General features: G+C 62.0%; 23 protein-coding genes. 9 read left to right on the forward strand and 14 right to left on the reverse strand.

Features of this window, described 5'->3' with window-relative positions; genetic code table 11:
* Position 1 precedes the first annotated feature (1 nt).
* From AT984_RS18395 to ccmA, 9 genes are read right to left on the reverse strand one after another with little or no spacing between them, the layout of a single operon-like run.
* Complete coding sequence (locus AT984_RS18395) at positions 2-1,207, reverse strand: tetratricopeptide repeat protein (protein ID WP_197418170.1); 1,206 nt, start codon at positions 1,205-1,207, stop codon at positions 2-4.
* Positions 1,176-1,661, reverse strand: a complete 486-nt coding sequence (locus AT984_RS18400; RefSeq protein WP_058721344.1) for a cytochrome c-type biogenesis protein — start codon at positions 1,659-1,661, stop codon at positions 1,176-1,178. The genes AT984_RS18395 and AT984_RS18400 overlap by 32 nt, the downstream gene beginning before the upstream one ends.
* The gene (locus tag AT984_RS18405; protein WP_058721345.1) at positions 1,654-2,178 is read right to left on the reverse strand and encodes a DsbE family thiol:disulfide interchange protein; all 525 of its coding nucleotides are present in this window, start codon (positions 2,176-2,178) and stop codon (positions 1,654-1,656) included. The genes AT984_RS18400 and AT984_RS18405 overlap by 8 nt, the downstream gene beginning before the upstream one ends.
* Positions 2,175-4,184, reverse strand: coding sequence for a heme lyase CcmF/NrfE family subunit (locus AT984_RS18410; RefSeq protein ID WP_058721346.1), 2,010 nt, complete (start codon positions 4,182-4,184; stop codon positions 2,175-2,177). Before AT984_RS18410 ends, AT984_RS18405 begins: the two co-directional genes overlap by 4 nt.
* Positions 4,181-4,651, reverse strand: coding sequence for a cytochrome c maturation protein CcmE (gene ccmE, locus AT984_RS18415; protein ID WP_058721347.1), 471 nt, complete (start codon positions 4,649-4,651; stop codon positions 4,181-4,183). The genes AT984_RS18410 and ccmE overlap by 4 nt, the downstream gene beginning before the upstream one ends.
* Positions 4,648-4,815, reverse strand: coding sequence for a heme exporter protein CcmD (gene ccmD / locus AT984_RS18420; protein WP_058721348.1), 168 nt, complete (start codon positions 4,813-4,815; stop codon positions 4,648-4,650). Before ccmD ends, ccmE begins: the two co-directional genes overlap by 4 nt.
* Positions 4,816-4,817: 2 nt before the next feature.
* A complete protein-coding gene (gene ccmC, locus AT984_RS18425) occupies positions 4,818-5,612 on the reverse strand; it encodes a heme ABC transporter permease CcmC (protein WP_058721349.1) in 795 nt (264 codons plus the stop codon).
* A 4-nt stretch (positions 5,613-5,616) separates the two neighbouring features.
* Entirely contained in the window at positions 5,617-6,294 is a 678-nt protein-coding gene (gene ccmB, locus AT984_RS18430; RefSeq protein WP_058722452.1) for a heme exporter protein CcmB, read from the reverse strand.
* Positions 6,291-6,959, reverse strand: coding sequence for a cytochrome c biogenesis heme-transporting ATPase CcmA (ccmA, locus tag AT984_RS18435; protein WP_231741459.1), 669 nt, complete (start codon positions 6,957-6,959; stop codon positions 6,291-6,293). Before ccmA ends, ccmB begins: the two co-directional genes overlap by 4 nt.
* A 391-nt stretch (positions 6,960-7,350) precedes the next feature.
* Here ccmA and AT984_RS18440 point away from each other — a divergent pair, with 391 nt between their 5' ends.
* Together AT984_RS18440 and AT984_RS18445 are read left to right on the forward strand one after the other, a co-directional pair.
* A complete protein-coding gene (locus AT984_RS18440; protein ID WP_231741460.1) occupies positions 7,351-9,645 on the forward strand; it encodes a helicase-related protein in 2,295 nt (764 codons plus the stop codon).
* A 19-nt stretch (positions 9,646-9,664) separates the two neighbouring features.
* Positions 9,665-10,351, forward strand: coding sequence for a class I SAM-dependent methyltransferase (locus tag AT984_RS18445; protein ID WP_058721350.1), 687 nt, complete (start codon positions 9,665-9,667; stop codon positions 10,349-10,351).
* 27 nt (positions 10,352-10,378) lie between these two features.
* Here AT984_RS18445 and egtB read toward each other — a convergent pair whose 3' ends face one another.
* Entirely contained in the window at positions 10,379-11,569 is a 1,191-nt protein-coding gene (gene egtB, locus AT984_RS18450; protein ID WP_058721351.1) for an ergothioneine biosynthesis protein EgtB, read from the reverse strand.
* 6 nt (positions 11,570-11,575) lie between these two features.
* Complete coding sequence (egtD, locus tag AT984_RS18455; RefSeq protein WP_058721352.1) at positions 11,576-12,532, reverse strand: L-histidine N(alpha)-methyltransferase; 957 nt, start codon at positions 12,530-12,532, stop codon at positions 11,576-11,578.
* A 357-nt stretch (positions 12,533-12,889) separates the two neighbouring features.
* Here egtD and AT984_RS18460 point away from each other — a divergent pair, with 357 nt between their 5' ends.
* Positions 12,890-13,996 carry a 6-carboxytetrahydropterin synthase gene (locus tag AT984_RS18460; protein WP_058721353.1) on the forward strand — a complete coding sequence of 369 codons (1,107 nt, stop codon included), beginning with the start codon at positions 12,890-12,892 and terminating at the stop codon, positions 13,994-13,996.
* Complete coding sequence (gene queE, locus AT984_RS18465) at positions 13,993-14,628, forward strand: 7-carboxy-7-deazaguanine synthase (RefSeq protein WP_058721354.1); 636 nt, start codon at positions 13,993-13,995, stop codon at positions 14,626-14,628. The genes AT984_RS18460 and queE overlap by 4 nt, the downstream gene beginning before the upstream one ends.
* A gap of 53 nt (positions 14,629-14,681) precedes the next feature.
* Here the strand turns inward: queE and AT984_RS18470 are convergent, their stop codons facing one another.
* The 3 genes from AT984_RS18470 to AT984_RS18480 all read right to left on the reverse strand — a co-directional run bounded on the left by AT984_RS18470 (position 14,682) and on the right by AT984_RS18480 (position 17,984).
* On the reverse strand, positions 14,682-16,007 hold the full coding sequence (locus AT984_RS18470; protein ID WP_156422107.1) for a dicarboxylate/amino acid:cation symporter: 1,326 nt from the start codon (positions 16,005-16,007) through the stop codon (positions 14,682-14,684).
* A 126-nt stretch (positions 16,008-16,133) separates the two neighbouring features.
* Positions 16,134-16,808 carry an OmpW/AlkL family protein gene (locus tag AT984_RS18475; protein ID WP_058721355.1) on the reverse strand — a complete coding sequence of 225 codons (675 nt, stop codon included), beginning with the start codon at positions 16,806-16,808 and terminating at the stop codon, positions 16,134-16,136.
* Between the two features lie 27 nt (positions 16,809-16,835).
* Complete coding sequence (locus AT984_RS18480; RefSeq protein WP_058721356.1) at positions 16,836-17,984, reverse strand: SGNH/GDSL hydrolase family protein; 1,149 nt, start codon at positions 17,982-17,984, stop codon at positions 16,836-16,838.
* A 491-nt stretch (positions 17,985-18,475) separates the two neighbouring features.
* On the opposite strand from AT984_RS18480, the gene AT984_RS18485 reads away from it, so the two are divergent.
* The 5 genes from AT984_RS18485 to AT984_RS18505 all read left to right on the forward strand — a co-directional run bounded on the left by AT984_RS18485 (position 18,476) and on the right by AT984_RS18505 (position 22,036).
* On the forward strand, positions 18,476-18,790 hold the full coding sequence (locus tag AT984_RS18485) for a nucleotide pyrophosphohydrolase (RefSeq protein ID WP_058721357.1): 315 nt from the start codon (positions 18,476-18,478) through the stop codon (positions 18,788-18,790).
* A 31-nt stretch (positions 18,791-18,821) separates the two neighbouring features.
* Positions 18,822-19,511, forward strand: coding sequence for a 3'-5' exonuclease (locus AT984_RS18490; RefSeq protein ID WP_058721358.1), 690 nt, complete (start codon positions 18,822-18,824; stop codon positions 19,509-19,511).
* 163 nt (positions 19,512-19,674) lie between these two features.
* Entirely contained in the window at positions 19,675-20,193 is a 519-nt protein-coding gene (locus AT984_RS18495) for a GNAT family N-acetyltransferase (RefSeq protein ID WP_058721359.1), read from the forward strand.
* An 863-nt stretch (positions 20,194-21,056) separates the two neighbouring features.
* On the forward strand, positions 21,057-21,533 hold the full coding sequence (locus tag AT984_RS23305) for an AbrB/MazE/SpoVT family DNA-binding domain-containing protein (RefSeq protein ID WP_197418171.1): 477 nt from the start codon (positions 21,057-21,059) through the stop codon (positions 21,531-21,533).
* 77 nt (positions 21,534-21,610) lie between these two features.
* Complete coding sequence (locus AT984_RS18505) at positions 21,611-22,036, forward strand: hypothetical protein (RefSeq protein WP_156422108.1); 426 nt, start codon at positions 21,611-21,613, stop codon at positions 22,034-22,036.
* Positions 22,037-22,285 lie beyond the last annotated feature (249 nt).

Raw genomic sequence — 22,285 nt, forward strand, 5'->3', positions numbered from 1 at the left:
TTCAAGGCTTGATCTGCTCGCTGATCAGCACCTGCACATCGCGCGCACCCAGTGCCACCACGCCGCTCAAACCTTGCAGATCGCCGGGCTTGGGCAGCGCCTCGCCGCTCTTGCTGATGCGTGCGCCGATCACCACTTGCGGGGCCGAAGACAGACGCGCTGCCGGGCTCATGGCCAGGCTGTCATCCAGCGTGAACGTGAAGGGCAACTCGCTGGCTTTCTTGCGCAGAATCGCCAGCGGCATGCGTGAACCACCGGGCGCGCGGGCGAAGACAAACAAGGTGTCATCCGGGCTCAGCTGCGCTTTCAAGGCCGGGGCAATATCCACCCGGCCGGTGATGCTGGTGGCGCCCACGGCGGCAGTAGCAGTTGGGGGTGTAGGCAGCGTGGGCGCGACTACGGCGGCGGCTGCGGGCACGGCTGGCGGCGTCACTCCGGCACGCTGACGGGCCTCGGTCAAAGCACCTTGCAATTGCCGCGCCATATTGCCGTCTGGCTCCGCGGCCTGCAGCGCGCGATCCCAGTAGTCAGCCGCACCCTTGAAGTCATTGCGATCAAAAGCAATCGTGCCCGCCAGGGACAAGGCCTTGACGTTGCGGCCATCCAGGCGCAGCGCCTGCTGCACCAGGTGCTCGGGCTCGCCGCTGAGCTGGCCTTGCTTGGCCGTGGCCAGGCCGTCGGCGTAGTCGGCCAGGGCCTGCGCGTCTTTGGGCAGCAGCTCCACCACTTTTTTGTAGGCGGGCACGGCTTCGTCGTAACGCCCGCGTGCGGTGTAGGAGCGCGCCAACATGGCCCAGCCCTGCGCGTCATCGGGATTGGCCTTGAGCTTGTCGGCCAAGCGATTCAGCATGGCCTCGATTTGCGCGTCCTCGGCATGGCCGCTGGCATCCTGCGCAGCGCCGGCCGCTGGCGGGGTGTCACCAGGGCCGGTGCGCAAGCCCTCGAAATTGCCGCGCCAGGCATAACCGACGGCGCCAAAGACCAGCACAAAGGCGGTGAGGCCCAGCAGCAAACGCGCCGAAGGCTGCGCTGCGGCGGCAGCCGGGCCGGGCTTGGCACGCAAGACGAGTTCGATCAACTCATGTTCCAGCTGATCGCGCTTGGCGCGCGCCGCGTCGCCACTCAGCACGCCTTGCTTGAACAGCTCATCCAGCTGCGCCAGCTGGCGCTTGAGTTCATCGATTTGCAGGGAGGCTGTGTTCGTCATGGGCACCATCCGCATCGTCGGATTGATTGTTGTTGTCATCGTCCGGCTCAAAAGCATCGGAGCTCATGCGCTGGCGTTGCCGCAGCACCGCGTACAAGCCCAGCAAGGCCAGTAGCAGCAGCAGCGGCGGGCCGGCCCACAGCAGGGCTGTGCTCGATTTGAAGGGCGGCTTGTAAAGCACGAAGTCGCCGTAACGCTCGCTCATGAAGCTGCGCACCTGCTCATCCGTCATGCCGCGTTCGAGCATTTCGCGAATCTGCTGACGCAAGTCTTCGGCCAAGCCGGAGTGTGAATCGGCAATGGTCTGGTTCTGGCACACCAGGCAGCGCAACTCGGCGGCCAGCAACATCATGCGGGCCTCGATGGCGGGGTTCTGCGCCACCGGCTGGGCCTCCTTGGCCTGAGCGGGGCTGAGGCTCAGCAAGGCCAGCAACAAGAGCAGGGTCTTAAACATTGAGCTGCCTCAGCAAGGGAGCGATGGTGTCGCGCAACAGCTCGGGCGTCAGCGGGCCGATGTGCTTGTAGCGGATGGTGCCACTGCGGTCGATCACAAAGGTCTCCGGCACGCCGTAGACGCCATAGTCAATGCCGATGCGGCCATCCGGGTCATACAGCGAATCGGTATAGGGGTTGCCCAACTGGCGCAGCCAGGCCTGGCCCGCGCCGCGCTCATCCTTGTAGTTGAGGCCGTAGATGGGCACCTGGGCCTGGCGCGCAAAGGCCAGCAAGGCGGGATGCTCGTCGCGGCAGGCAGCGCACCAGGAGGCCCAAACATTGAGTATCCAGACTTGGCCCAGCAAGTCTTGCTTGCTGATGCGCTGCTCGGGCTTGTGCAACGAAGGGGCACTGAAGCTGGGTGCGGGCTTGTTGATCAGAGGCGAGGGCACCTCGCGTGGATCCAGGCGCAGGCCCACGGCCAGAAAGCCGGCCAGCACGAGGAACAGGGCCAGGGGCAGCAAATAGCGGTTCATGCCGGTTGCTCCGATTTGGCGCCGAGCTGGGCGCCAGCTTGGGCGATCACCTCAAGCTCTTGCACCGGCTTGCGCTGGCGATAGCGGCGGTCACTGAGGGCTAGCACGCCGCCCAACATCATGATCAGACAACCGGCCCAGATCCAGACGATGAAGGGCTTGTACTGAACCCGCAGCACCCACTCACCACTGGGCAGGCGCTCGCCCATCGAGATGTAGATGTCGCGCAGGGCATTGCTGTCCACCGCCGCTTCGGTCATGGGGTTTTGCTGGACCCGGTAGATGCGCTTTTCGGGATGGAGTGTGGCAATCAATCGCCCCTCGCGGCTGACTTCCAGCGTGGCGCGCGCAGCGATGTAGTTAGGCCCGGGCACATCGCGTACTTCCAGCATGCGAACCACATAACCGGCCAACTCGGTGGTGTCGCCGGAGCCCATCTTGACGTCGCGTTCGGTCTCGTAGGTTTTCACCATCGCCACACCGAAAGCAAAGGCCGCCACGCCCAGATGCGCCACCAACATGCCCCACATGGCCAGCGGCATTTGGCGCCCCCGCGCCGGCATTTGCGCCAAGCGCGCGCCGGCCGGCAGCAGGCGCTGCCGCAGGTCCACCCACTGCGTTGCCACGATCCAGAAGGCCATGGTGAGGCCGCCCGTGGTGGCCAGGCTGATGTGGCCGGCCCAGGCGCCGGTAGCCAGCGCTGCCGCCAGCGCGCCCACCAAAGGCCAGCGCAGGCGGCGCAGCACGGCAGCGGGCTCGTCGTTCTTCCAACGCGTCAGCGGGCCTATGCCCAGCACCAGCACCAAGGGCGCCATCAGAAGGCCAAACACCGTGTCAAAGTAGGGCGCACCCACAGAGATCTTGCCCAGGCCCATGGCATCCAGAAACAGCGGATACAGCGTGCCCAGCAGCACCGCCGCGCAGGCCACCGCCAACATCATGTTGTTGACCAGCAGCAGAGACTCGCGCGAGAACATGCCAAAGCGCTGACCCAGGCCGACCTTGGGCGCACGCCAGGCAAACAGCAGCAGCGAAGTGCCAATCACCACAACGAGGAAACAGAGGATGAACAGGCCACGGCGCGGGTCGGTAGCAAAGGCGTGCACCGAAGACAGCACGCCCGAACGCACGAGAAACGTGCCCAGCAGCGAAAGCGAAAAGGCCAGCAGCGCCAGCAACACGGTCCAGACCTTGAAGCCGCCGCGCTTCTCGGTCACCGCCAGCGAATGAATCAGCGCCGTGCCGATCAACCAAGGCATGAAGGACGCGTTCTCGACCGGGTCCCAGAACCACCAGCCGCCCCAGCCCAGCTCGTTATACGCCCACCAACTGCCAAGGCCAATGCCAAAGGTCAGGAAGACCCAGGCCAGGGTGGTCCAGGGCCGCGTCCAGCGCGCCCAGGCCGCATCGAGATTGCCGCCCAGCAGAGCCGCCGTGGCAAAGGCGTAGGCCACGGAGAAGCCCACATAACCCATATAAAGCATGGGCGGGTGGATCACCATGCCGGGGTCTTGCAGCAAGGGGTTGAGGTCGCGCCCATCGATCGCCGCAGGCAGCAGGCGGTCGAAAGGGTTGGAGGTGGCCAGCATAAAGAGCAAGAAACCCGCGGCCACCAGGCCCAGCACCGCCAAAATGCGCGCGATGAAAGCGGCCGGCAGGCGCTGGCTGAAGGCTGCCACCGCCACGCTCCAGACATTGAGCATCAGCACCCACAGCAGCAGCGAACCCTCATGCCCACCCCATACCGCCGCGATGCGGTAGGGCAAGGGCAGGGCCGAGTTGGAATTGGCCGCCACATACAGCACCGAGAAATCGTTGCGCACAAAAGATACCGTCAGGCAAGCAAACGCACCCACCACCAACAAAGCTTGCAGCACGGTGGTGGGGCGCGCCAGCGCCATCCAATCGGCCCGGCCGGTTTGCGCGCCGGCCAGGGGCAGCACACCCTGCACCAAGGCCACCGCCAAGGCCAGCAGCAGCAGAAAATGGCCCAGTTCGGGAATCATGGTTGGGCTCCTGGCGCCATGCTGTTGCCGGCCTCTTTCTGCGCCTTGGCGGCGCGTTGAAGCGCATCAGCCGCTTCGGGTGGCATGTAGTTTTCGTCGTGCTTGGCCAGCACCTCGCGGGCCACAAAAATGCCCTCGGCATTGAGCTGGCCCTGCGCCACCACGCCCTTTCCTTCCTTGAATAAATCGGGCAAGACGCCCTGGTAGCGCACCGGCATGGCCTTGACCGTGTCGGTCACCAAGAAGTTCACCGTCACGCCGTCACGCACCACGCTGCCCGCCTGCACCAGGCCGCCGACGCGGAAGGTGCGCGCCTGCGGTGCCTCTTTGGCTGCCACCTGGGTGGGGGTGTAGAAGAAGACCAGATTGCTGTTGAAGGCATTCAGCACCAGGGCGGCGGCCACGCCCAGCAAGGCCAGTCCGCCCACCACGATGGCGGCGCGTTTGTGACGTGGCTTGAGCGTCATGCCAAATCCTCCAGCGTCTCAGCTTGCAGGGCGCGGGCATGGCGACGGGCGCTCAGGCGTGCTTCCAGCACCATCAGCAGCAAGCAGGCGCCGTAAGCGCCCCAGACATAGAGGCCGTAGCCGCCCATGTGCAGAAAGTCGTCAAACGAATTCCAGACCGTCATCGTCAGCCCCCCCTCTCGCTATTCTTGGCCGCTTTGAGTTCACGCACCCACGCGGCCTCGCATTCTTGTTCCAGCACGATGGCACGAGCGCGCGTCCACACCACGGCAAAGCTATAGGCCCAAAAGCTCAGCGTCATCAGCAGCATGGCCAGCAGCATGATGTGGGCCATCTTGGGCGCAGCCGTCATGCTGATGGTGGCGCCCTGGTGCAAGGTATTCCACCAACGCACCGAGAAGTAAATGATCGGGATGTTCACCGCCCCTACCAAGGCCAGCAGCGCACCGGCATTGGCAGCGCGGCGCTCATCATCAATCGCCTCGGTCAGGGCGATATAGCCGAGGTAGAGCAGCAAGAGGATGAACTCCGAGCTGAGCCGCGCATCCCACACCCACCAAGCCCCCCAGGTCGGCTTGCCCCACAAGGCACCGGTCCACAGCGCCAGCAAGGTGAACAGCGCACCGGTGGGCGCCAGGGCGCGGGCATACATCGAGGCCATGCGGACATTGAGCATCCAACCCCAGGCGGCCGAGGCGGCCAGCACCAGGTAGATCAACATGGACATCCAGGCCGCAGGCACATGGACAAAAATGATGCGGTAAGCCTCGCCCTGCTGAAAGTCACTCGGTGCGATGGCAAAACCCACCCACAAGCCAGCCAGGCCCAACACCAAGGCTAGGCCCCAGAACCAGGGGATGCAGCGGCCCGCCAGCTGATAAAAGCGCGAGGGCGCGGCAAAAGTGCTCCAGCGCCAGCGTGATTGCGAGGCCGCGCGCAAGGGGGCGGTGGGTGAGTTCATGGCATCAGTCCAGTGCAATTCGCAAGGCCGCGGCGGTGGCCGGCGGCGCGCCCAACAAGGTGAGGATGAGCAGGGCCCCCAGCAGCGAGAGATGCGCTTGTGCCTGTTCCGGCACACCAGCTTCCACCGCGCCGACCGCCCCGATGCCAAAGATCAGCGCCGGAATCGTCAGCGGCAACACCAGCAAGAACACCAGCGCCGCGCCGCTGCGCAGCCCCAGGGTCAGCGCCGAACCCAGCGCACCCAAGAGGCTGAGGATGGGTGTGCCCAGCAAGAGGCTCAGGCACAGCATGGCAATCTCAGCGCCCCCCATGCCGAAGAGCAAACCCAGCAAGGGCGTGGCCAGCACCAGGCTCAGGCCGGCGGACAAGCAATGCGCCAGCACCTTGCCCCAGACCACGGCCAGCAGGCCGTGAGGTGACAGCAACATCTGCTCCAGCGAGCCGTCTTGCAGATCGCCGCTGAACATTTGCGTCACCGACAACATGGCCGACAAAAGCGCGCACACCCACACCACGCCTGGCCCGATCTGCCGCAAGGTCTGCGGCTCTGGCCCGACGCCAAAAGGGAACAAGCCGGCCGCAACGATGAAAAAGCCTAAAGGCAGCAAGGCCTCGACCCGGCGCCGCTGCACCAACTTCAAATCGCGGCGCAGCAGCGCCAGCAGCAAGCGCCCGCTCATGCGGCGCGCCACACTTCGAGATCAAGCTCATGGGCGTCTTTCAGATCAATCGCCTGGTGGCTGGTCAGCAGTGCCGCACCACCGCGGGCGGCATGCTCGGCAATCAATTGCTGCAGCAACGCCATGCTGTCGGCATCCAGCGCATCAAAAGGTTCGTCCAGCAGCCAGACGCGCGCCTTATCGTCCAGCGCCAGACGCGCCAGCGCACCGCGCCGCCGCTGCCCTTGCGACAAGGTGCGCACGGGTGCAGCGGCCCGCGTGGCCAGGCCCAGGCGCTGCAGTGCTTGGCCGGCGCGGGCCTCCGCGCGGTCCAGGCCGGCCAACTCGGCCAGAAAGGCCAGGGCCTCCAACAGGGTCAGGTCGTCTTTCAGGCCATTGCTGTGGCCGATGTAAATCAAGGGGCTGCTGCTCTGCGCTGCGCTGTCTTGAGCGCCAGCAGCCGGCCAGGTGACCCGCCCTTCGGTAGCCGCAGACAATCCCGCCAAGATGCGCAGCAAGCTGGTCTTGCCGCAGCCATTGCTGCCGCGCAACCAAGTCACGCTGCCGGCCTGCAATTGCAGATTCAGGCCGCTGAAAAGCAGGCGGCGGCCACGTCGGCAGGCCAGGCGTTCGGCCTGGAGCAGGCTGGCGGACTGCGGCATGGGGCAATCAATAGGCATGCTCATGGCGGAGCGTCAGAAATGCTGCACAGCATTCCGGCTAGCTTGCTAGATCTCCATGCGCAGGAGTCCGCATCAACACCGCGTTTGGCAATTTTTTGTGACACGTTGACCTTGGTCGACACCGGTAGAACAAGCTGTTTTCATAGAGGACCGGCCGCTTTTATACGTCAATTCATCGCATGGGCCTGAGCCATGCGTTTGAAGAGGCCGGCCCGCGTCAAATTGCGGGCTCAGCCAGCCGAGCAAGTCCACCAAAATCCATGCTCACGCAAGAGCCCAGGGCACAGACCCAGAGCAAACATAGCCGCGCCTGACCCAGCAGTTTTGGCAGCTGATTGCCTTGCCGCCCGGCTGTCAAATGCTCAGGCCGTGCCTACTGTGGTCCACTCCTAGGGTGCAAGACATCAAAGACCCCCAATCTCACGGCGCCGCAGCCCCCACGCCAGCGCCAGTTTCCCCCTCCTTCAATCTGCCCCATGCGCGCCACGCCAAGCGGCTGCCGCCCGAGCTCACACCCGAAGGCTTGCTGCGCATCCGCCAAGCGGCTTACCAGCTGCCGCAGGTGCTCACGCCGGCCGACTTCCTCGGCCATAGCGATCACGCCGAGGCCGCGCGCGAAGACCTGCCCGAGCAACGCGGCTTGATCCTGCTGCAAAAAGCGGTGGCCGGCGCACGCCCCAGCCGTTGGATCGCCCCCGAGCTGATGGCCGTGGCCTTGTGCCACCTCGATGTGGTGGGCACGGCGCCCACCGTACGCGCGCTGATGCAGCAACGCACCCTGGCGCTGGACAAGCTGGGCCTGAGCCGCGACCTCAGCCAAAGCAGCGGCTGGAGCCGCTTGTGCCAGACCACGCTAAGCCTTAGCCAGCCCGGCTGGCGCATCCCGGTGGCTTACCGCCTGGATTTGCCGGATGCGGCGGCAGTGTGGGACTTCTACCGCGACGGGGATATGAACGCCTTGACGCAGGCCATCGGCCCGGCCCCCGCCTTTGCGGGCGAGGGCGAGTTGCTGGCCCATCTGGAAGCACTGCTGGCGCGCAGCGTGGCCGGCCATGAAGAACACCTCGATTCGCTGCTGCCACGATTGCAGGCCGAATGTGCCACCCCGCAAACCCTGCCCCTGCTCAAGGCTGCCTGCACCCGCGCGCAAGACCGCTGGGAGCGCCTGGTGGCCGAACTCAACACCCTCGCCCACCTGAACAGCGAACTGGCCTTTCAAGGCTACCCCGACACTTTTGACGCTGCGCGCCGCCTGCAACGCAGCGTCACGCTATTCGTCGGCCCGCCGAACAGCGGCAAGACCCATGCAGCCTTTGAGCGCCTGGCGCAAGCGCATGACGGCGCCTACCTGGCACCGCTGCGCCTGCTGGCCCTGGAAGGGCGCGACCGCCTGGTGGGCCGCGGCGTGCCCTGCTCGCTGCTGACCGGTGAAGAGAATGTGCCGGCCGATGCGGCGCGGGTGGTTTCCAGCACCATCGAGATGGTCAACACCACCAAGGCCATTGATGTGGCGGTGATCGACGAAGCGCAGATGCTGTTCGACACCTACCGCGGCTGGGCCTGGACCCAGGCCATCGTGGCGGTGCCGGCCAATGAGCTGATCATCATCTGCTCGGCCTATGCCGTGCCGGCGATTGAAAACCTGCTGGGCCTGTGCGGCGAGCGCTGCACCGTGCGCCATTTCGAGCGCAAGCAAGAAGTTCAATTGCTGCCCGCCGCCGTGCCCATCGCCAGTTTGAAAAAGGGCGACGCCGTGGTGGCCTTCAGCCGCCGCGAAGTGCTGATGCTGCGCGACCAAATTGCCGCCAGCGGCCATGCGGTGTCCGTCATCTACGGCGCGCTGCCGCCGGAAGTGCGGCGCCGCGAAGCCGAGCGCTTTGCGCAAGGCGCCTCGCATATCCTGGTGGCCACCGACGCCATCGGCATGGGCTTGAACCTGCCGATTCGCCGCGTGCTGTTCAGCACCATGACCAAGTTCGACGGCCAGATGGACCGCGCCTTGACGGTCTCCGAAGTGCACCAGATTGCCGGCCGCGCCGGCCGCTACGGCATGCATGACGAAGGCTTTTGCGGTGTGCTTCGTGAGGCCGAGCCCAATGCGGCGCGCACGCTGAAGGACTTGTTGCCCAAGCAGCCGCGCGCGCCGCGCGATTTCAAATGCTCGGTGGCGCCGAACTGGTGGCATATCAACACCATCGCCCAGCGCCTGGACTTGAACAAGCTGCGCGCCGTGCTGGGCGTGTTCATGGAACAGCTGCGCCTGGACGATGCGCACTTCCAGGTCGCCGAGCTGGAGCAGATGCTGGAACTGGCCGATCAGCTGGATCGCAGCGCCGGCTCGCTGCCGCTCAAGACCCGTTTCATCTACGCCCAAGCACCGGTGGACACCCGCACCGAGGCGCAGGTGCAGGAGTTCCTGGACTGGACGCACCGCCACGCCGTCACCGGCACGGCCGGTTCCCCCTGGTTCTTGAATGATGTTGACGAACACAGCCGGCTCGACCGCATGGAGCAGGCGCTGCGCTCCTGCACCCTGTGGCTTTGGCTGGATCTGCGTTTCCCCGGCGTATTCGGCCAAGTGGAGGCGGTCGTCGATTTACGCGGCCGCCTGAACGACGGCATCGAGCGCCATCTCAAGGGCAAGAAACCGCTGTGGCAAACCCGCGGCGGCCGGCCCGGCAAACGCTAAGAGGCGCACACGCAACCCCATGCCAGGCTATCTCTTCAAGTTCGAATCCATCGCGATTGAGGGCGCTGCGCCCTTGCAGATTCGCTCGCTGCTGAACAATCAGCAGTTCTTCGATCTTCACGGCGAGGCCGAGGCATTGGGAATTTCATCGGCCTTCTGGCCCTTGTTCGGCCTGCTCTGGCCCTCGGGCCAGCACTTGGCCGAGGCCATGGCTTTGCGTCCCTTGCGTGAGGACGAGAGCATTCTCGAAATCGGCTGCGGCTTAGGGCTGGCCAGCCTGGTGGCACACCGCAAGGGCGCCCTGGTCACCGCCAGCGACTGCCATCCGCTGGCCGCTGCCTTCATGCTGGAAAACCTGCGCCTGAACGATTTGCCACCGCTGCGCTACTGCCATGGCAACTGGGCCACGCCCAATCTGGCCATTCCACCCAGCTTGCGTGTGCCCAAGGTGCAGGGCTTGTTCGAGCTGATCATCGGCAGCGATGTGCTGTACGAACGCGATGACGAGGCCGCTTTACCGCGCTTCATCGAACGCCACGCCGCGCCGCTCAGCGAGGTGATGATCATCGACCCCAACCGCGGCAACCGCTCCGCCTTCAGCAAGCGCATGAGCGGCATGGGCTATCGGCTGGAAGAAACTCCGCTGAAATCACTGCCACTGGCCTTGCCCTATAGCGGGCGGCTGCTGCACTACCGGCGCGACTGATTGGGCATCTCTTGCCGCTAATCGCGCTCAGGCCGGCACGGAACGCGCCAGCCTGATGCCGCTGAACTGCCAGCGCGTATGGGCGGGGAAGAAATTGCGGTAGCTGTCACGCGCATGGCCGGCCGGCGTGGCCAGGGAAGAGCCGCGCAAGACATATTGGTTGACCATGAACTTGCCGTTGTACTCGCCCACGGCGCCGGCGGCGGGCGCAAAGCCCGGGTAGGGCGCGTAACTGCTGCTGGTCCACTGCCAAACCTGACCATGCATTTGCTGCAAGCCGGGCATCTGGGCGGCGGCACGAGCCGCCGCTTCCCACTCAAACTCGGTCGGTAGCCGGGCACCCGCCCAGCGCGCAAAAGCATCGGCCTCGAACAGCGATAGATGGCAGGCTGGCGCATGGGGATCTAAGGGCTGCAGGCCGTGCAGGCCAAAGGCCATCCAAGGGCCAGCATCGTCCTGGCGCCAATACAGAGGCTTTGACAAGCCCTGGCTGCGCAACCAATCCCAGCCTTCGGCAAGCCACAGCTCCGGCTGCTGATAACCACCGGCCTCGACAAAAGCCAAGTACTCGGCATTGCTGACCAAGCGCGTCGCCAGCTCGAAGGGCTGCAGGAACTGCTGATGTGCGGGCAATTCGTTGTCAAAGCAAAAGCCGCCGCCATGGTGGCCCATGTCTTGCAGGCAGCCGGCAAAACGCAGCCAGCCCAGCTCAGGCACAGACGGGGTCAGGTCTTGCCCCTCGCCGCGGTAGGCCGGCTGCAAAGGGTTTTGCGCCAGCAAATGCAGCAGATCGGTGAGCATCAGCTCTTGATGCTGCTGCTCATGTTGCAGGCCCAGTGCCATCAACTCGGCAATGCGCGCATCGCCCGGCGTGGCTTGCAGCAACGACAAGATGCGCTGATCCACCGCCGCGCGATAGGCCAATACCTCGGCCAAGGCCGGGCGCGTCAACAAGCCACGCTGGGCGCGCGGGTGCTTGTCGCCCACACCGTTGTAATAAGAATTGAACAGCACCCGAAAGGCCGGGTGGAAGGGTTTGAAGCTGGCTTCAAAGCGCTCCAACAAAAAGGTCTCAAAAAACCAGCTGGTGTGGGCCAAATGCCATTTGATGGGGCTGGCCTCCGGCATGGACTGCACACAGCAGTCTTCCGCCGACAACGGCGCCGCCAGGCGCAAGGACTGCTGGCGCACGGCCTCGAAGCGGCTTGCCAAGTTCATCGCCGCTCAGCCTGCGCTGGCGCGCGCATGGATCACAGCGAAGCCCTGATCGGCGTCAGTCCATTGCCCTTGCACTTCAAAACCAGCCCGCTGCAGCAGCTCGGTGAAGCCTTCGATGCTGTATTTGTAGCTGTTCTCGGTGTGGATGCTCTCGCCCGACATGAAGAAGCGCTGCTGGCCCGGCCAGCTGAGCCGCACATCCTCAGCTGCCAGCAAATGCATTTCAACCCGACCCAGGGCGGCGTTGAAATGAGCGCGATGCAGCCATTGCTTGACGTCGAAATCGGTGCCCGCCAAGCGATTGACATGGCGCAGCAGGTTGAGATTGAAGGCGGCCGTCAGCCCCAGGGCGTCGTCGTAAGCCGCTTCCAGCACCGCCTTGTCTTTGAGCAGATCAATACCAATCAACACCCCGCCATCGCTGCCCAGGCACAAGGCCCGCATGCGGCGCAGCAAGGCCAGGGCCTGCGAGGGACTGAAATTGCCAATGGAGGAGCCGGGGTAGAAGAAGAGGCGGTGCTGCTCACGCACTGAGGCGGGCAGCTGCAAATGCTCGGAAAAGTCCTGCGCCACGGGTGTCATCTCGATATGCGCAAAACGCGGCTGCAGGCGTGCCACCGACTCCAGCAAAAAGTCCTGCGAGATGTCGATCGGCACATATTGGCTGGGATGCAGCAGCGGAAACAAGGCCGCTGCTTTGGCGCAATTGCCGGCGCCCAGATCAATCAAAGTGCAGCCCGGGCCAATCGCACGGGCCATGGCCGCGCCATGTTCGGCAAAGATGGCGGCTTCGTTACGGGTCAGTGCGTACTCGGGCAACTCACAGATGGCCTCGAACAGCTTGCAACCCAAAGCGTCGTAGAAATACTTGGAGGCGATATGTGCCGGCTCGGCCAACAAGCCCTCCAGCAGCTCGGCGCGGATGGCCGCTTGCGGGTCAAAAGTCTCAACACTCGGCGGCATGACGCTCCCTTTCGGCGGCGAATTGAGCAATCAGTAGAACATTTTCATGTGTACAAATATGTGCATAACTTTCGAACAACTAGGGGCTTATCCACAGCGGCGGCGCGCGCGGCAAAGTTGTTATCTATTGGGCTCAAAGTTCAAGGGTATCCGCCCACATGCTTTGTCAGCAGCTAAGTCCTTGCCAGAACAGGCAAAATACGGCTTGTCCACAGCAAGGGCCGTCCCCTACTAAGACTACTAACAAAGTATTTAAAGATACTGTTAAAGACAGAGCGAAGCTCAAAAGTGCTTTTGTTGGGATTGCGTTGCACCCCTGCCCCAAGGCGGGCCAGCCATGTCACACTTGCGTCCCCGATGAAAACCCTGACTATTTTTTCCGCCTCCTGCGGTTTCGAATCCGCCTGCCAGATCACGGCCTTGCCCGTCGGACATCGCAGCCATGGTCTGCATGGCCACAGCTATTTCGCCACCGTGCGTGCCGAACTGCCTGCCGACTGGGCGCCTTTTCCGGGCGGAGAGGTCGAAGAATTGCGCAAGCGCCTGGAGGCCTGCGTTGAACCGCTGGACCACGCGCTGCTGAACCGCTGCGTGGAAGAGCCCACCGACGAAAACATCGCCCGCTGGATCCGCCAGCGCCTGGAAACCGAGTTTGGCGTACCCGGCATCCAGCAGATCGGGATTCAAAGCACCCAGCATTCGGGTGTGGATCTGGATGCCAATGGCTCCGCCCATGTCTGGCGCCGCTACCGCTTTCAAGCTGCGCACCAATTGCCCAATGTGCCCATGGGTCACAAATGCGGCCGCATGCATGGCCATGGTTTCGAGGTCATCATCCACGCCAACCAAGACCTGGGTGAGCGGGCGCTGAGCATCGACTACGACCATCTGGACGAGGTCTGGGCGCCCTGGCACATGCTGCTCAACTACCAATGCTTGAATAGCATTGAGGGTTTGCACAATCCGACCAGCGAGGTGATTTCGGCCTGGTTGTGGGCGGGTTTGAAGCCGGTGCTGCCCGAGTTGTCCTGGATCACGGTGTACGAAACCGGTTCTTGCGGCGCAAATTTCGACGGCACGAACTACCGCATCTGGAAAGAATTGACGCTGGACAGCGCGATTCAGCTCAAGCGAGCGCCCACTGACAGCCCGCTGCGTGGCATCCACGGCCACACCTACACCCTGCGCCTGCACCTGAGTGCCGAGTTGGACAAGGTGCAAGGCTGGACGGTGGATTTCGGCGATGTGAAGACCTTGTTCGATCCCATCTTCAAGGCCATCGATCACCGCCCGCTGTACGAGATTGCCGACTTGCCCGATGGTGACACCGCCAGCCTAGCCGCCTGGGTGCTGGCCAAGGGGGCTGCGGTGTTGCCGCAGATCGACCGGGTCGATATGTACGAAACGCGTGGCTGTGGCTCCATCGTCAGCAGCAGCGGTGATGAGGCTTTGATTCCGGTATGACCTACGCTGTCAAAGAAATCTTCTACACCTTGCAAGGCGAGGGCGCACAGGCGGGCCGGGCCTCGGTGTTCTGCCGCTTTGCCGGCTGCAATCTGTGGAGTGGCCGCGAGCAAGACCGCGCCGAGGCAGTTTGCAGTTTCTGCGATACCGATTTTGTGGGCGTGGACGGCCAAGGCGGCGGCAAGTTCGCCAGCGCGGCCGATCTGGCCGAGGCTGTTGCGGCGCAGTGGCCGAGCGGCATGCCCGGCAAGCCTTATGTGGTGTGCACCGGCGGCGAGCCGCTGCTGCAGCTGGATGCCGGACTGATTGCCGCCCTGCATGCCAAAGGCTTCGAGATTGCGGTGGAAACCAATGGCACCCAGCCTGCGCCCGAGGGCCTGGACTGGATTTGTGTCAGCCCCAAGGCTGACGCCGAAATCGTGCTGACCAAGGGTCACGAGCTGAAGCTGGTTTATCCACAGCCTTTGGCCAAACCGGAACGCTTCGAGTCAATGGACTTCGAACACTTCTTTTTGCAGCCGCTGGATTCCATCCTGAAAACCCAGCACACCCGCGAAGCGGTGGCTTATTGCATGAGCCACCCGCAGTGGCGGCTATCGGTGCAGATGCACAAGGTCATCGGCATCGAATAAATCTGACCAACAGACGCCCCTGATTAGCTCCGGGGCGTTCCGTCAGTCTTGCTTCAGATCGTCTTGGGCAAATGTGCGTCGACTCGGTCGAGCACCACTTCCGGCGCATCGGCCTCCAGCGGTCCTTCGTTGTTGAGCTGGCTGTGAAGCCGTTCCATATCCAGGTCACCGGTCCATTTGGCGACCACCAGGGTGGCCACACCATTGCCAATCAGATTGGTCAGGGCGCGCGCCTCGCTCATGAAGCGGTCGATGCCCAGAATCAGCGCCAGGCCTGCCACCGGCACGCCGCCCACGGCGCTGAGTGTGGCTGCCAGCACAATGAAGCCACTGCCGGTCACGCCTGCGGCGCCCTTGGAGGTCAGCAACAAGACCGCCAAGAGGGTCAGTTGTTGCGTCAAAGTCATCGGTGTGTTGGTGGCTTGGGCAATGAAGACGGCGGCCATGGTCAGGTAGATGGAGGTTCCATCCAGATTGAAGGAATAGCCAGTCGGGATCACCAGGCCCACGGTGGACTTCTTGGCGCCCAGGTTTTCCATCTTGGCCATCATGCGCGGCAGCACCGACTCGGACGATGAGGTGCCCAGCACGATCAACAGTTCTTCCTTGATGTACTTGATGAACTTCCAGATCGAGAAACCGTGGAAACGCGCGATGCTGCCCAGCACGATGAAGATGAACATCAAGCAGGTCAGATAGAAGCTGCCCATCAACTTGCCCAGTTGCACCAGCGAGCCCAGGCCGTATTTGCCGATGGTGAAAGCCATGGCACCGAAAGCGCCGATGGGCGCCAGCTTCATGATCATGCCAACGATGGCGAAGAGCACATGCGAGGTCTTTTCGATCATGTCGAACACCAGGGTGCCGCGGCCGCCGAACTGGTGCAGAGCAAAGCCGAACATCACCGCAATCAAGAGCACTTGCAACATCTCGCCTTTGGCAAAGGCATCGACCAGGGTGGTGGGGATGATGGCCAGCAAAAAGTCCGTCGTGCTGGCCAGTTTGCCGGGGCCGGTATAGGCGGCAATGCCCTTGGTGTCGAGCGCGGCGGGGTCCACATTCATGCCCGCACCGGGTTGCAGAACGTTGACCACCACCAGGCCAATGACCAGGGCGATGGTGGACACGATTTCAAAGTAAAGCAGGGCCAGGCCGCCGGTCTTGCCGACCTTTTTCATATCCTCCATGCCGGCAATGCCGACCACCACGGTGCAGAAGATGATGGGGGCAATGATCATCTTGATCAGCTTGATGAAGCCGTCTCCCAAGGGTTTCATGGCGGCGCCACTCTCGGGATAGAAATGGCCCAGCAGCACACCCAGCACGATGGCGGTGATGACCTGGAAATAGAGGGATTTGTAAAACGGTTTGGCGCTCAAGGCGGTCTCCTGGCGAATTTGCTCCGATCTTGCGCCCGCGATGGAGTGACGCCTATAAGGGGTTTTGCAGACAAGAGGCAAAAAAAAGGGAGCCCGTAGGCTCCCTGATCGCGTGGGCTGAGTGAATCAGAAGGTGTAGACCAGACCCAGGGTGTAAGCCAGGGGATTGAGTTCCACATCGATCTGCTGGCCGGTGGACAAATGCCCGCGCGTCTTCACCAGCACCTTGGTGACGGTGGCATCCATCGACAAACGCTCGGAGAACTTGGCGGTCAAGCCCAGCTGCCCGGTCGGGCCGAAGCGGTTTTCCATGGTCATGATGGTGGGGTTGCTGGGCGATCCACCGGTCAAGGCCGACAAGGCCGCCGTGCTCTTGGGCTTCATGAAGACGGCATAGGTAATGCCAGCACCCACATAAGGCCGCAAGGTGCTGCTGGGCGAGCCAAAGCGGTATTGCGCGGTCAGGGTGACCGGCAAGGCCTGCACATCGGCCAGCTTGCCCGTGCCTTCAATCGCGCCAGCACCACGCACCTCATGTTTGAAGGGAATGGCCAGGGGCAGGTCGATGGCGATGTTGTCGGTCCACATCCAGGTAATGCCGCCAGAGATCTGGGTTGCATTGTTGATGTCGATCTTGGTGCCGGCCAGGCTGGCGGCGCTCAGATCACCGCTCTTCACATCCGGACGGATGGTGGTGGCGCCGATGCGGGCCATCCAGGTTCCGGCCGATTGGGCTTGCGCCAGGCCAGCCCAGGTGGACAGAACAGCGGCGGCGATACAGAGAAGGTTCTTGGATTTCATGTGTTTGTCTCCTGATGCTTGCCGCGTTTACAGCCAACCCTTGATGGCCAAGGTCTTGGAGATCAGCTGACCGGTCAGCTGATGCCCGTAGGGCGTGGGGTGGAAGCCGTCTGAAAAGCCATAGCTCTTCCACCAGTCGGCGCCGCCGACAGCACCCGCAGGCGGTGCGGCCGACAAAGCGGTGGCGGTGCAGGTCGGGAAGTTGTAGGTGGGCAAGCCATCGCTGCCCAGGCCGGTGATTGGGCAGGCGGGCGTCTTCACATTGCTCAGGCCAAACTGCTCTTTATTGCTGACCTGGTCATTGAAGGCCGTGTAGAAATCAACCACAGCAACCTTGGCTTCACCGGAAAACTTGGCCGCCAATTGCTTGTTGAAGGCTTCAATCCAACTCTTGAACAGCGCTTCGGATTGCGCTCTCGCGGTGGCACCGGCCGTGCCGCCACCGTAGGCGGCCGAGATGCCATCCAGCACCATCTGGAAGCGTGGCGTGTTGGTGATGCCAGGCATATTCAGCACGATGACTTGCTGGGCGCCCTTGTCCAACACGCTGGTCTTGATGGCGGCGTAGAAGTTGTCGGCCAGCGCGGTCATATAGACCCCGCCAATGCTTGCCATGCCGGCGGCACCGCCAGCCAAGGCTGCGCCGACTTGTGCAGGCGTCAAAACGGTTGTCAACAGACCGGCATAAGTAGCGGCCTTGTCACCGGGCGCTTTTAGGTAAGCCCCCACCAGATCGGCCGCGTCATTGCCGCCGCCGTCAATCACAGCCAGATCGCCAGGTGCATAGGTACCCAAAGCTGCCACTGCGGCCATCTGCACGGTAATACCGCGCGGATCCGTGGGGTTGCTGTAGTAGTTGATGCGCCCGCCGCCGATGGCGGCATTGGTGCAGCCCGCCTTAGGGTTGGGCACAAAGGAGTCAGGGCCCGTGGCTTTGTAAAAGCTGCACAGGGTTTGGCCATAGCTGGCGGCCACGCGCTCTGGGAAGATCAAGTTGTCCGCGCTTTGCACGGTGAACTTGTAGCCGTAGGTGCCTGAGTCAGCAATGCTGTCACCGAACACTTTGACGGCAGTGATCTTCAGCTTGGGCGAGGTGTCAGCTGTGCCGCCACCACCGCAGGCCGACAGGGCCAGGGCGGCCGCGATGGCCAGTGATTTGATTTGGAACCGGTTCATTGTTTGTCTCCGTCAAGTGCTTCAGGCTGGGGTCCGTCCGGAACTCTAGGCAATAGTGCGAATACTGGCGCTGCGTGTTTGCCCCCGCCTGTGGCGCAAAAAGTGCTGATTTGCACTGTATTGGGGCTAAATTCGTTAAAAAAATCACGGTGAAAGCCGCCATTTTTCAAACCTAGCCCAATGGACGGCTGTCAAGGCACAAGTTTGTGGATAAAAAAAGGATAGCCAGGCACTTATCCACAGGCCGAGGCCGAAGTTCAGACTTGTTATCGTTTCACGCGCAAGTTCACCCGCCCTCCACCCACATGGTTTTAGCAGCGCTAACTTCTTGTCAGAAAAGTAGAAATTGCACTTATCCACAGAAAAGCTCGCCCTCTACTAAGACTACTAATTTCAAATATGAAAACAAGATGAATACAGGTGCGGAACAAGAATTTTGAGAATGCACACTTTGCCTTTCTGCCTGCCAAGGCGTGCCACACTTGCATCCCATGGACATCGTAGTACTGCAAAAGCGGCTTCGCCAATTCGCGCTGGAGCGGCATTGGCAGCCTTACCAAACCCCCAAGAATCTGGCGATGGCCATGGTGGTGGAAGCCGCTGAGCTGGTCGAAATTTTTCAGTGGATGACGCCTGAGGAATCTGCGCAGATCGCGCAACGGCCTGAGCAACACCAGCATCTGGGCGAAGAGATCGCCGATGTGATGCTTTACCTGCTGCAAATTGCTGATCACAGCGGGGTGGATGTCGCCGCAGCGGTGGAGCGCAAGCTGGCGCTCAATGCGATCAAGTACCCGGTCGCCTGAGCCGACAGCCCTTTTTTTGACTAGCTTGCCGATGCAGACGATTGCCGTCATTGACTTTGAGACTTCCGGTTTGGCGCCCAATGGCGGCGGCCGTGCCACCGAAATTGCGGCCGTCTTGGTGCGCGACGGCCAGGTGATCGATTCATTCGCCAGCCTTATGAAAACCGGTGTTTGGGTGCCGCCTTTCATCGAGCAACTGACCGGCATCAGCAACGCCATGCTGGAAGACGCCCCGCCGGCCAGCGAAGTAATGCAAGAAGTGGCCGAGTTCACCCGCGCTTGCCCGATCGTGGCGCACAACGCGCCCTTTGACCGAGGCTTTTGGCAGGCTGAGTTAGCGCTGGCGGGCTGTGATGCCGATCCTGCGCATGAGTTCGCCTGTACGGTGCTGCTGGCGCGACGGCTCTACCCGGAGGCACCCAGTTGCAAGCTCGGCAGCTTGGCGGAGTTTCACGGCCTGCCCAACTCCGGCCGCGCCCACCGGGCCTTGGCCGATGCGATGACCACTGCGCATTTGCTGCTGCAGATCCAACAAGACGTACAGGAGCGCTTTGCCGAGGACTTGGAAGGCTTGCCCGTCGATCACGCTTTGCTGGCCTGTTTGCAGCGCGCCAATAAGGCGGCATTGAAGCGCGCGGTGCAGGATTTCGTCAGGAAAAAACAGGGAAATGTGAGCGCTAGAAGCCTACCGGCGCAGCAGCAGACGGATCCGAGGTGCTAAAAAATTGTGCTGTCAAGAGCCCGCTTGGCGCCGATTGACGCGCAGAATCTCGCCCTTCCGTTTCATTTATCGATAGCTTGCGGCCTTTTCCGGCCGCTCGCCGCCAGCAGCGGCGAGTGAACAATGTTTCGAGCTGCTTGATTGTTTCCCAGAGCTTTTTCGTATGTCGAGTATTCAGGTTCGCCCCGCCACCTTGCGTGATGCCAAGGGCATTGCAGAGATCCATGTCGCGGCTTGGCAAGACGCCTACAAGGGCTTGTTGCCCGATGCTGTGTTGGATGCCATGTCGGTGCAAAAGCGCCAGGCTTTCTGGCGCGAAGCCATCGACTTGTGCGAGCCCCAAGTGGTGGTGGCGCATATCGACAACGAGTTGATGGGTTTTGTGGGCTTTGACCGCTCGCGCGATAAGGGCACTCCGTCCAGCACCGGCGAGATCTGGGCCTTGTACGTGAACCCCGTGCATTGGGATAAGGGCGTTGGCCTGGCCCTGTGGGACGCCGCTCGTGACGGCCTGCAAGAAGAAGGTTGCACCAAGGTTACCCTGTGGTGCTATCTGCGCAATGAGCGCGCCCTGCGCTTCTTTGACCTTGCCGGCTTCAAGCGCGAGCTGGGCAGTGCCAAGACCACCGAAGTGGGCGGCACCCGCCTCGAAGAGCTGCGCTTGCATCGCTCTCTGGTCTAAGACCAGGATTCAGCCGGGCCCAAGGGTCCGGTGCTCGTTCTATGTTGGCCGCGCCTTGCTGCACTAGGCTGCAGCAAGGGCCGCCAAATCTCAGTCTGGATGAGCCGGCGCTGTTGGCGCTGAGGCTTCATCACTGTCCAGCATTTCTGAGCCTTGGCCTGTCCCATTGGCTCAGACCCAGATCGCCAGCGATTGCTGCGCTGATCAACCCAAGCTACCCATAGCTTGCTGTCGCACTCGCGGTAGTCACGCATCGATGACTCGCACGGCGTGCCCATGCGCTCGCTGATTTTTCGCTCGACCAACAGACCATTTGTGTCGGGGGACTGTGGGCAGGCTGCGGCTTGCTCTCCTTGCTAGTCCAGCTAGCGAGGCAATTGTTCTTCACCTCTGCGCGCGCTGCGACATCTTCAGTCAAGGCGCGGTCGCCTGTGCCTCAATGACGTCATCCAAACGACGCACATTTGATCTTGATCGAGAGAGGTCGGCCTTCTTCGTTCGACTTGATTCCTTGCGGCTGCGATTGACGCGTTCAACTCCCGCTCCACGCTGACTTTGGCGTTCAACAAAGTCTTCTTTGTGCCCCCTCAAAAAGCCCATCCAAGGGCTTAGTATTCGTCGGTACACCTCATCTTCTTCGGCTCTTTGGGATCTCTTTCTCCGCGATGGCGAGCGGCAGTGTGGGTCTAAAAATGAGCGTGCTTCAAATGCCTTCAGCCAAGAGGCTGGCGTGTCGCCACTTCCTTGTTTGGATTTTTCCTTGCAGCGCTTTTTGCGCGAATTCTTATCGTCCGCCAATCGCGCAATCGCGTAGCAATGTAGGGGTAAAGTAATGGCCCCTTACTTTCAGAAATTCACTCCTCGTGCTGGCTAAGCTTACCGTTAAGAATCAACTGACCCTGCCCAAAAGCGTGACCCAATCCCTGGGCCCCGTGCAGTACTTTGAAGTACAAGAAAAAGCCGGCCAAATCATCCTCACCCCGGTGCGAATTCAACGCGGGGACGCCCTGCGGGCCAAATTGGCCGAGTTGGAAATCGACGCCAAAACCATTGAGTCCTCACTGGACTGGGCCAGCGGCGAAAAAGCGGCGAAAAAAACGCTGAGTAAAAAGAAGCCAACTGCCGAAACGCCAGCCCCTTCGGCCAAAAAAGCAGCGGCAAAACCATTGAGTCCAAAAAACCAGCCAGAGCCGGTGCCTTCGGTCGCTGCGCTGAAGAAGACGTCCAGCAAAACAAGCAGCAAAGCTGCTGCTAATGCCGCTGCCAAAACCGCGACGAAAGCAGGCAGCAAAACCATTGCCAAGACTGCTCGCGCAAGTGCTGGCCCGGCTAAGCCATGAAGGCGGCGCCAAGAAGCAAGCCGGCATCGCAAACTCAGCCAAAAAAATCAGCACTTCGAGTGGCGTTTAATACGCCCGTGCTTTTGGCTGCCTTGCTGCGCAACGATGCCTCGGCCAAAGCCTTGCGCGCGAGTTGGCAAGCAGGCACATGCCGGCCGGTGATTGCCAAGGCTGCTGCACAAGCCTTGATGACGGCCTTGGCCTATCCAGGATTTGCGCTCAATGCAGCGCAACAGCAGGAATTGCTGGCGGACTTTTTGCCTTACGCCGAGGTCTTGCCGACGCCGGCCTCAGCAAAGAGCCAAGGCCGCAGCGGCGTTCTAGACAAGCTTGGCTTTCTCAGCCCTGCGATGCAGGAGTTATTGGCCGCTGCTGGTGGCAGTTTGGATGTCTTGGTCAGTGACACCAAGCCGCCAGTGCCTGCTGCAACACGCCGCGTCGGCGGGTCAACAGTGCTCAATTGCCGAATCTTGGCAAGCGATGAATTTCTGGCTGCGCTTTGAGGGTTTGCACCGTCGAAATTTCTAGTTACTTTGTTACATTGCCCGCAAATATAAGAGGTAGCTCAGCGTGATGACGTCGGATATGTGGAGGGTGATTTTTTATGAGCGGGTGGGTGGGCGACTGCACACGGATCGAACCGGGCCTTGGCTGCCGAGCAAACAAATGGCCCAGAATTGGGCCAATTGGTTCGGTGCTCTGGGCTACCAGGTCGCCTTGCAGAACCAAGGTGGCGAGTTACAACGCATCAG

This window comes from Paucibacter sp. KCTC 42545, assembly GCF_001477625.1.
GTDB lineage: Bacteria > Pseudomonadota > Gammaproteobacteria > Burkholderiales > Burkholderiaceae_C > Paucibacter_A.

Excerpts from the sequence above, each read along its gene's own strand:
- AT984_RS18395 (WP_197418170.1), bottom strand. The coding sequence starts at position 1,207 with ATGACGAACACAGCCTCCCTGCAAATCGATGAACTCAAGCGCCAGCTG.
- AT984_RS18410 (WP_058721346.1), bottom strand. The coding sequence starts at position 4,184 with ATGATTCCCGAACTGGGCCATTTTCTGCTGCTGCTGGCCTTGGCGGTG.
- ccmE (WP_058721347.1), bottom strand. The coding sequence starts at position 4,651 with ATGACGCTCAAGCCACGTCACAAACGCGCCGCCATCGTGGTGGGCGGA.
- egtB (WP_058721351.1), bottom strand. The coding sequence starts at position 11,569 with ATGAACTTGGCAAGCCGCTTCGAGGCCGTGCGCCAGCAGTCCTTGCGC.
- ccmB (WP_058722452.1), bottom strand. The coding sequence starts at position 6,294 with ATGAGCGGGCGCTTGCTGCTGGCGCTGCTGCGCCGCGATTTGAAGTTG.
- AT984_RS18400 (WP_058721344.1), bottom strand. The coding sequence starts at position 1,661 with ATGTTTAAGACCCTGCTCTTGTTGCTGGCCTTGCTGAGCCTCAGCCCC.
- AT984_RS18460 (WP_058721353.1), top strand. The coding sequence starts at position 12,890 with ATGAAAACCCTGACTATTTTTTCCGCCTCCTGCGGTTTCGAATCCGCC.
- egtD (WP_058721352.1), bottom strand. The coding sequence starts at position 12,532 with ATGCCGCCGAGTGTTGAGACTTTTGACCCGCAAGCGGCCATCCGCGCC.
- ccmD (WP_058721348.1), bottom strand. The coding sequence starts at position 4,815 with ATGACGGTCTGGAATTCGTTTGACGACTTTCTGCACATGGGCGGCTAC.
- ccmC (WP_058721349.1), bottom strand. The coding sequence starts at position 5,612 with ATGAACTCACCCACCGCCCCCTTGCGCGCGGCCTCGCAATCACGCTGG.
- AT984_RS18445 (WP_058721350.1), top strand. The coding sequence starts at position 9,665 with ATGCCAGGCTATCTCTTCAAGTTCGAATCCATCGCGATTGAGGGCGCT.
- queE (WP_058721354.1), top strand. The coding sequence starts at position 13,993 with ATGACCTACGCTGTCAAAGAAATCTTCTACACCTTGCAAGGCGAGGGC.
- ccmA (WP_231741459.1), bottom strand. The coding sequence starts at position 6,959 with ATGAGCATGCCTATTGATTGCCCCATGCCGCAGTCCGCCAGCCTGCTC.
- AT984_RS18475 (WP_058721355.1), bottom strand. The coding sequence starts at position 16,808 with ATGAAATCCAAGAACCTTCTCTGTATCGCCGCCGCTGTTCTGTCCACC.
- AT984_RS18485 (WP_058721357.1), top strand. The coding sequence starts at position 18,476 with ATGGACATCGTAGTACTGCAAAAGCGGCTTCGCCAATTCGCGCTGGAG.
- AT984_RS18495 (WP_058721359.1), top strand. The coding sequence starts at position 19,675 with ATGTCGAGTATTCAGGTTCGCCCCGCCACCTTGCGTGATGCCAAGGGC.
- AT984_RS18490 (WP_058721358.1), top strand. The coding sequence starts at position 18,822 with ATGCAGACGATTGCCGTCATTGACTTTGAGACTTCCGGTTTGGCGCCC.
- AT984_RS18480 (WP_058721356.1), bottom strand. The coding sequence starts at position 17,984 with ATGAACCGGTTCCAAATCAAATCACTGGCCATCGCGGCCGCCCTGGCC.
- AT984_RS18405 (WP_058721345.1), bottom strand. The coding sequence starts at position 2,178 with ATGAACCGCTATTTGCTGCCCCTGGCCCTGTTCCTCGTGCTGGCCGGC.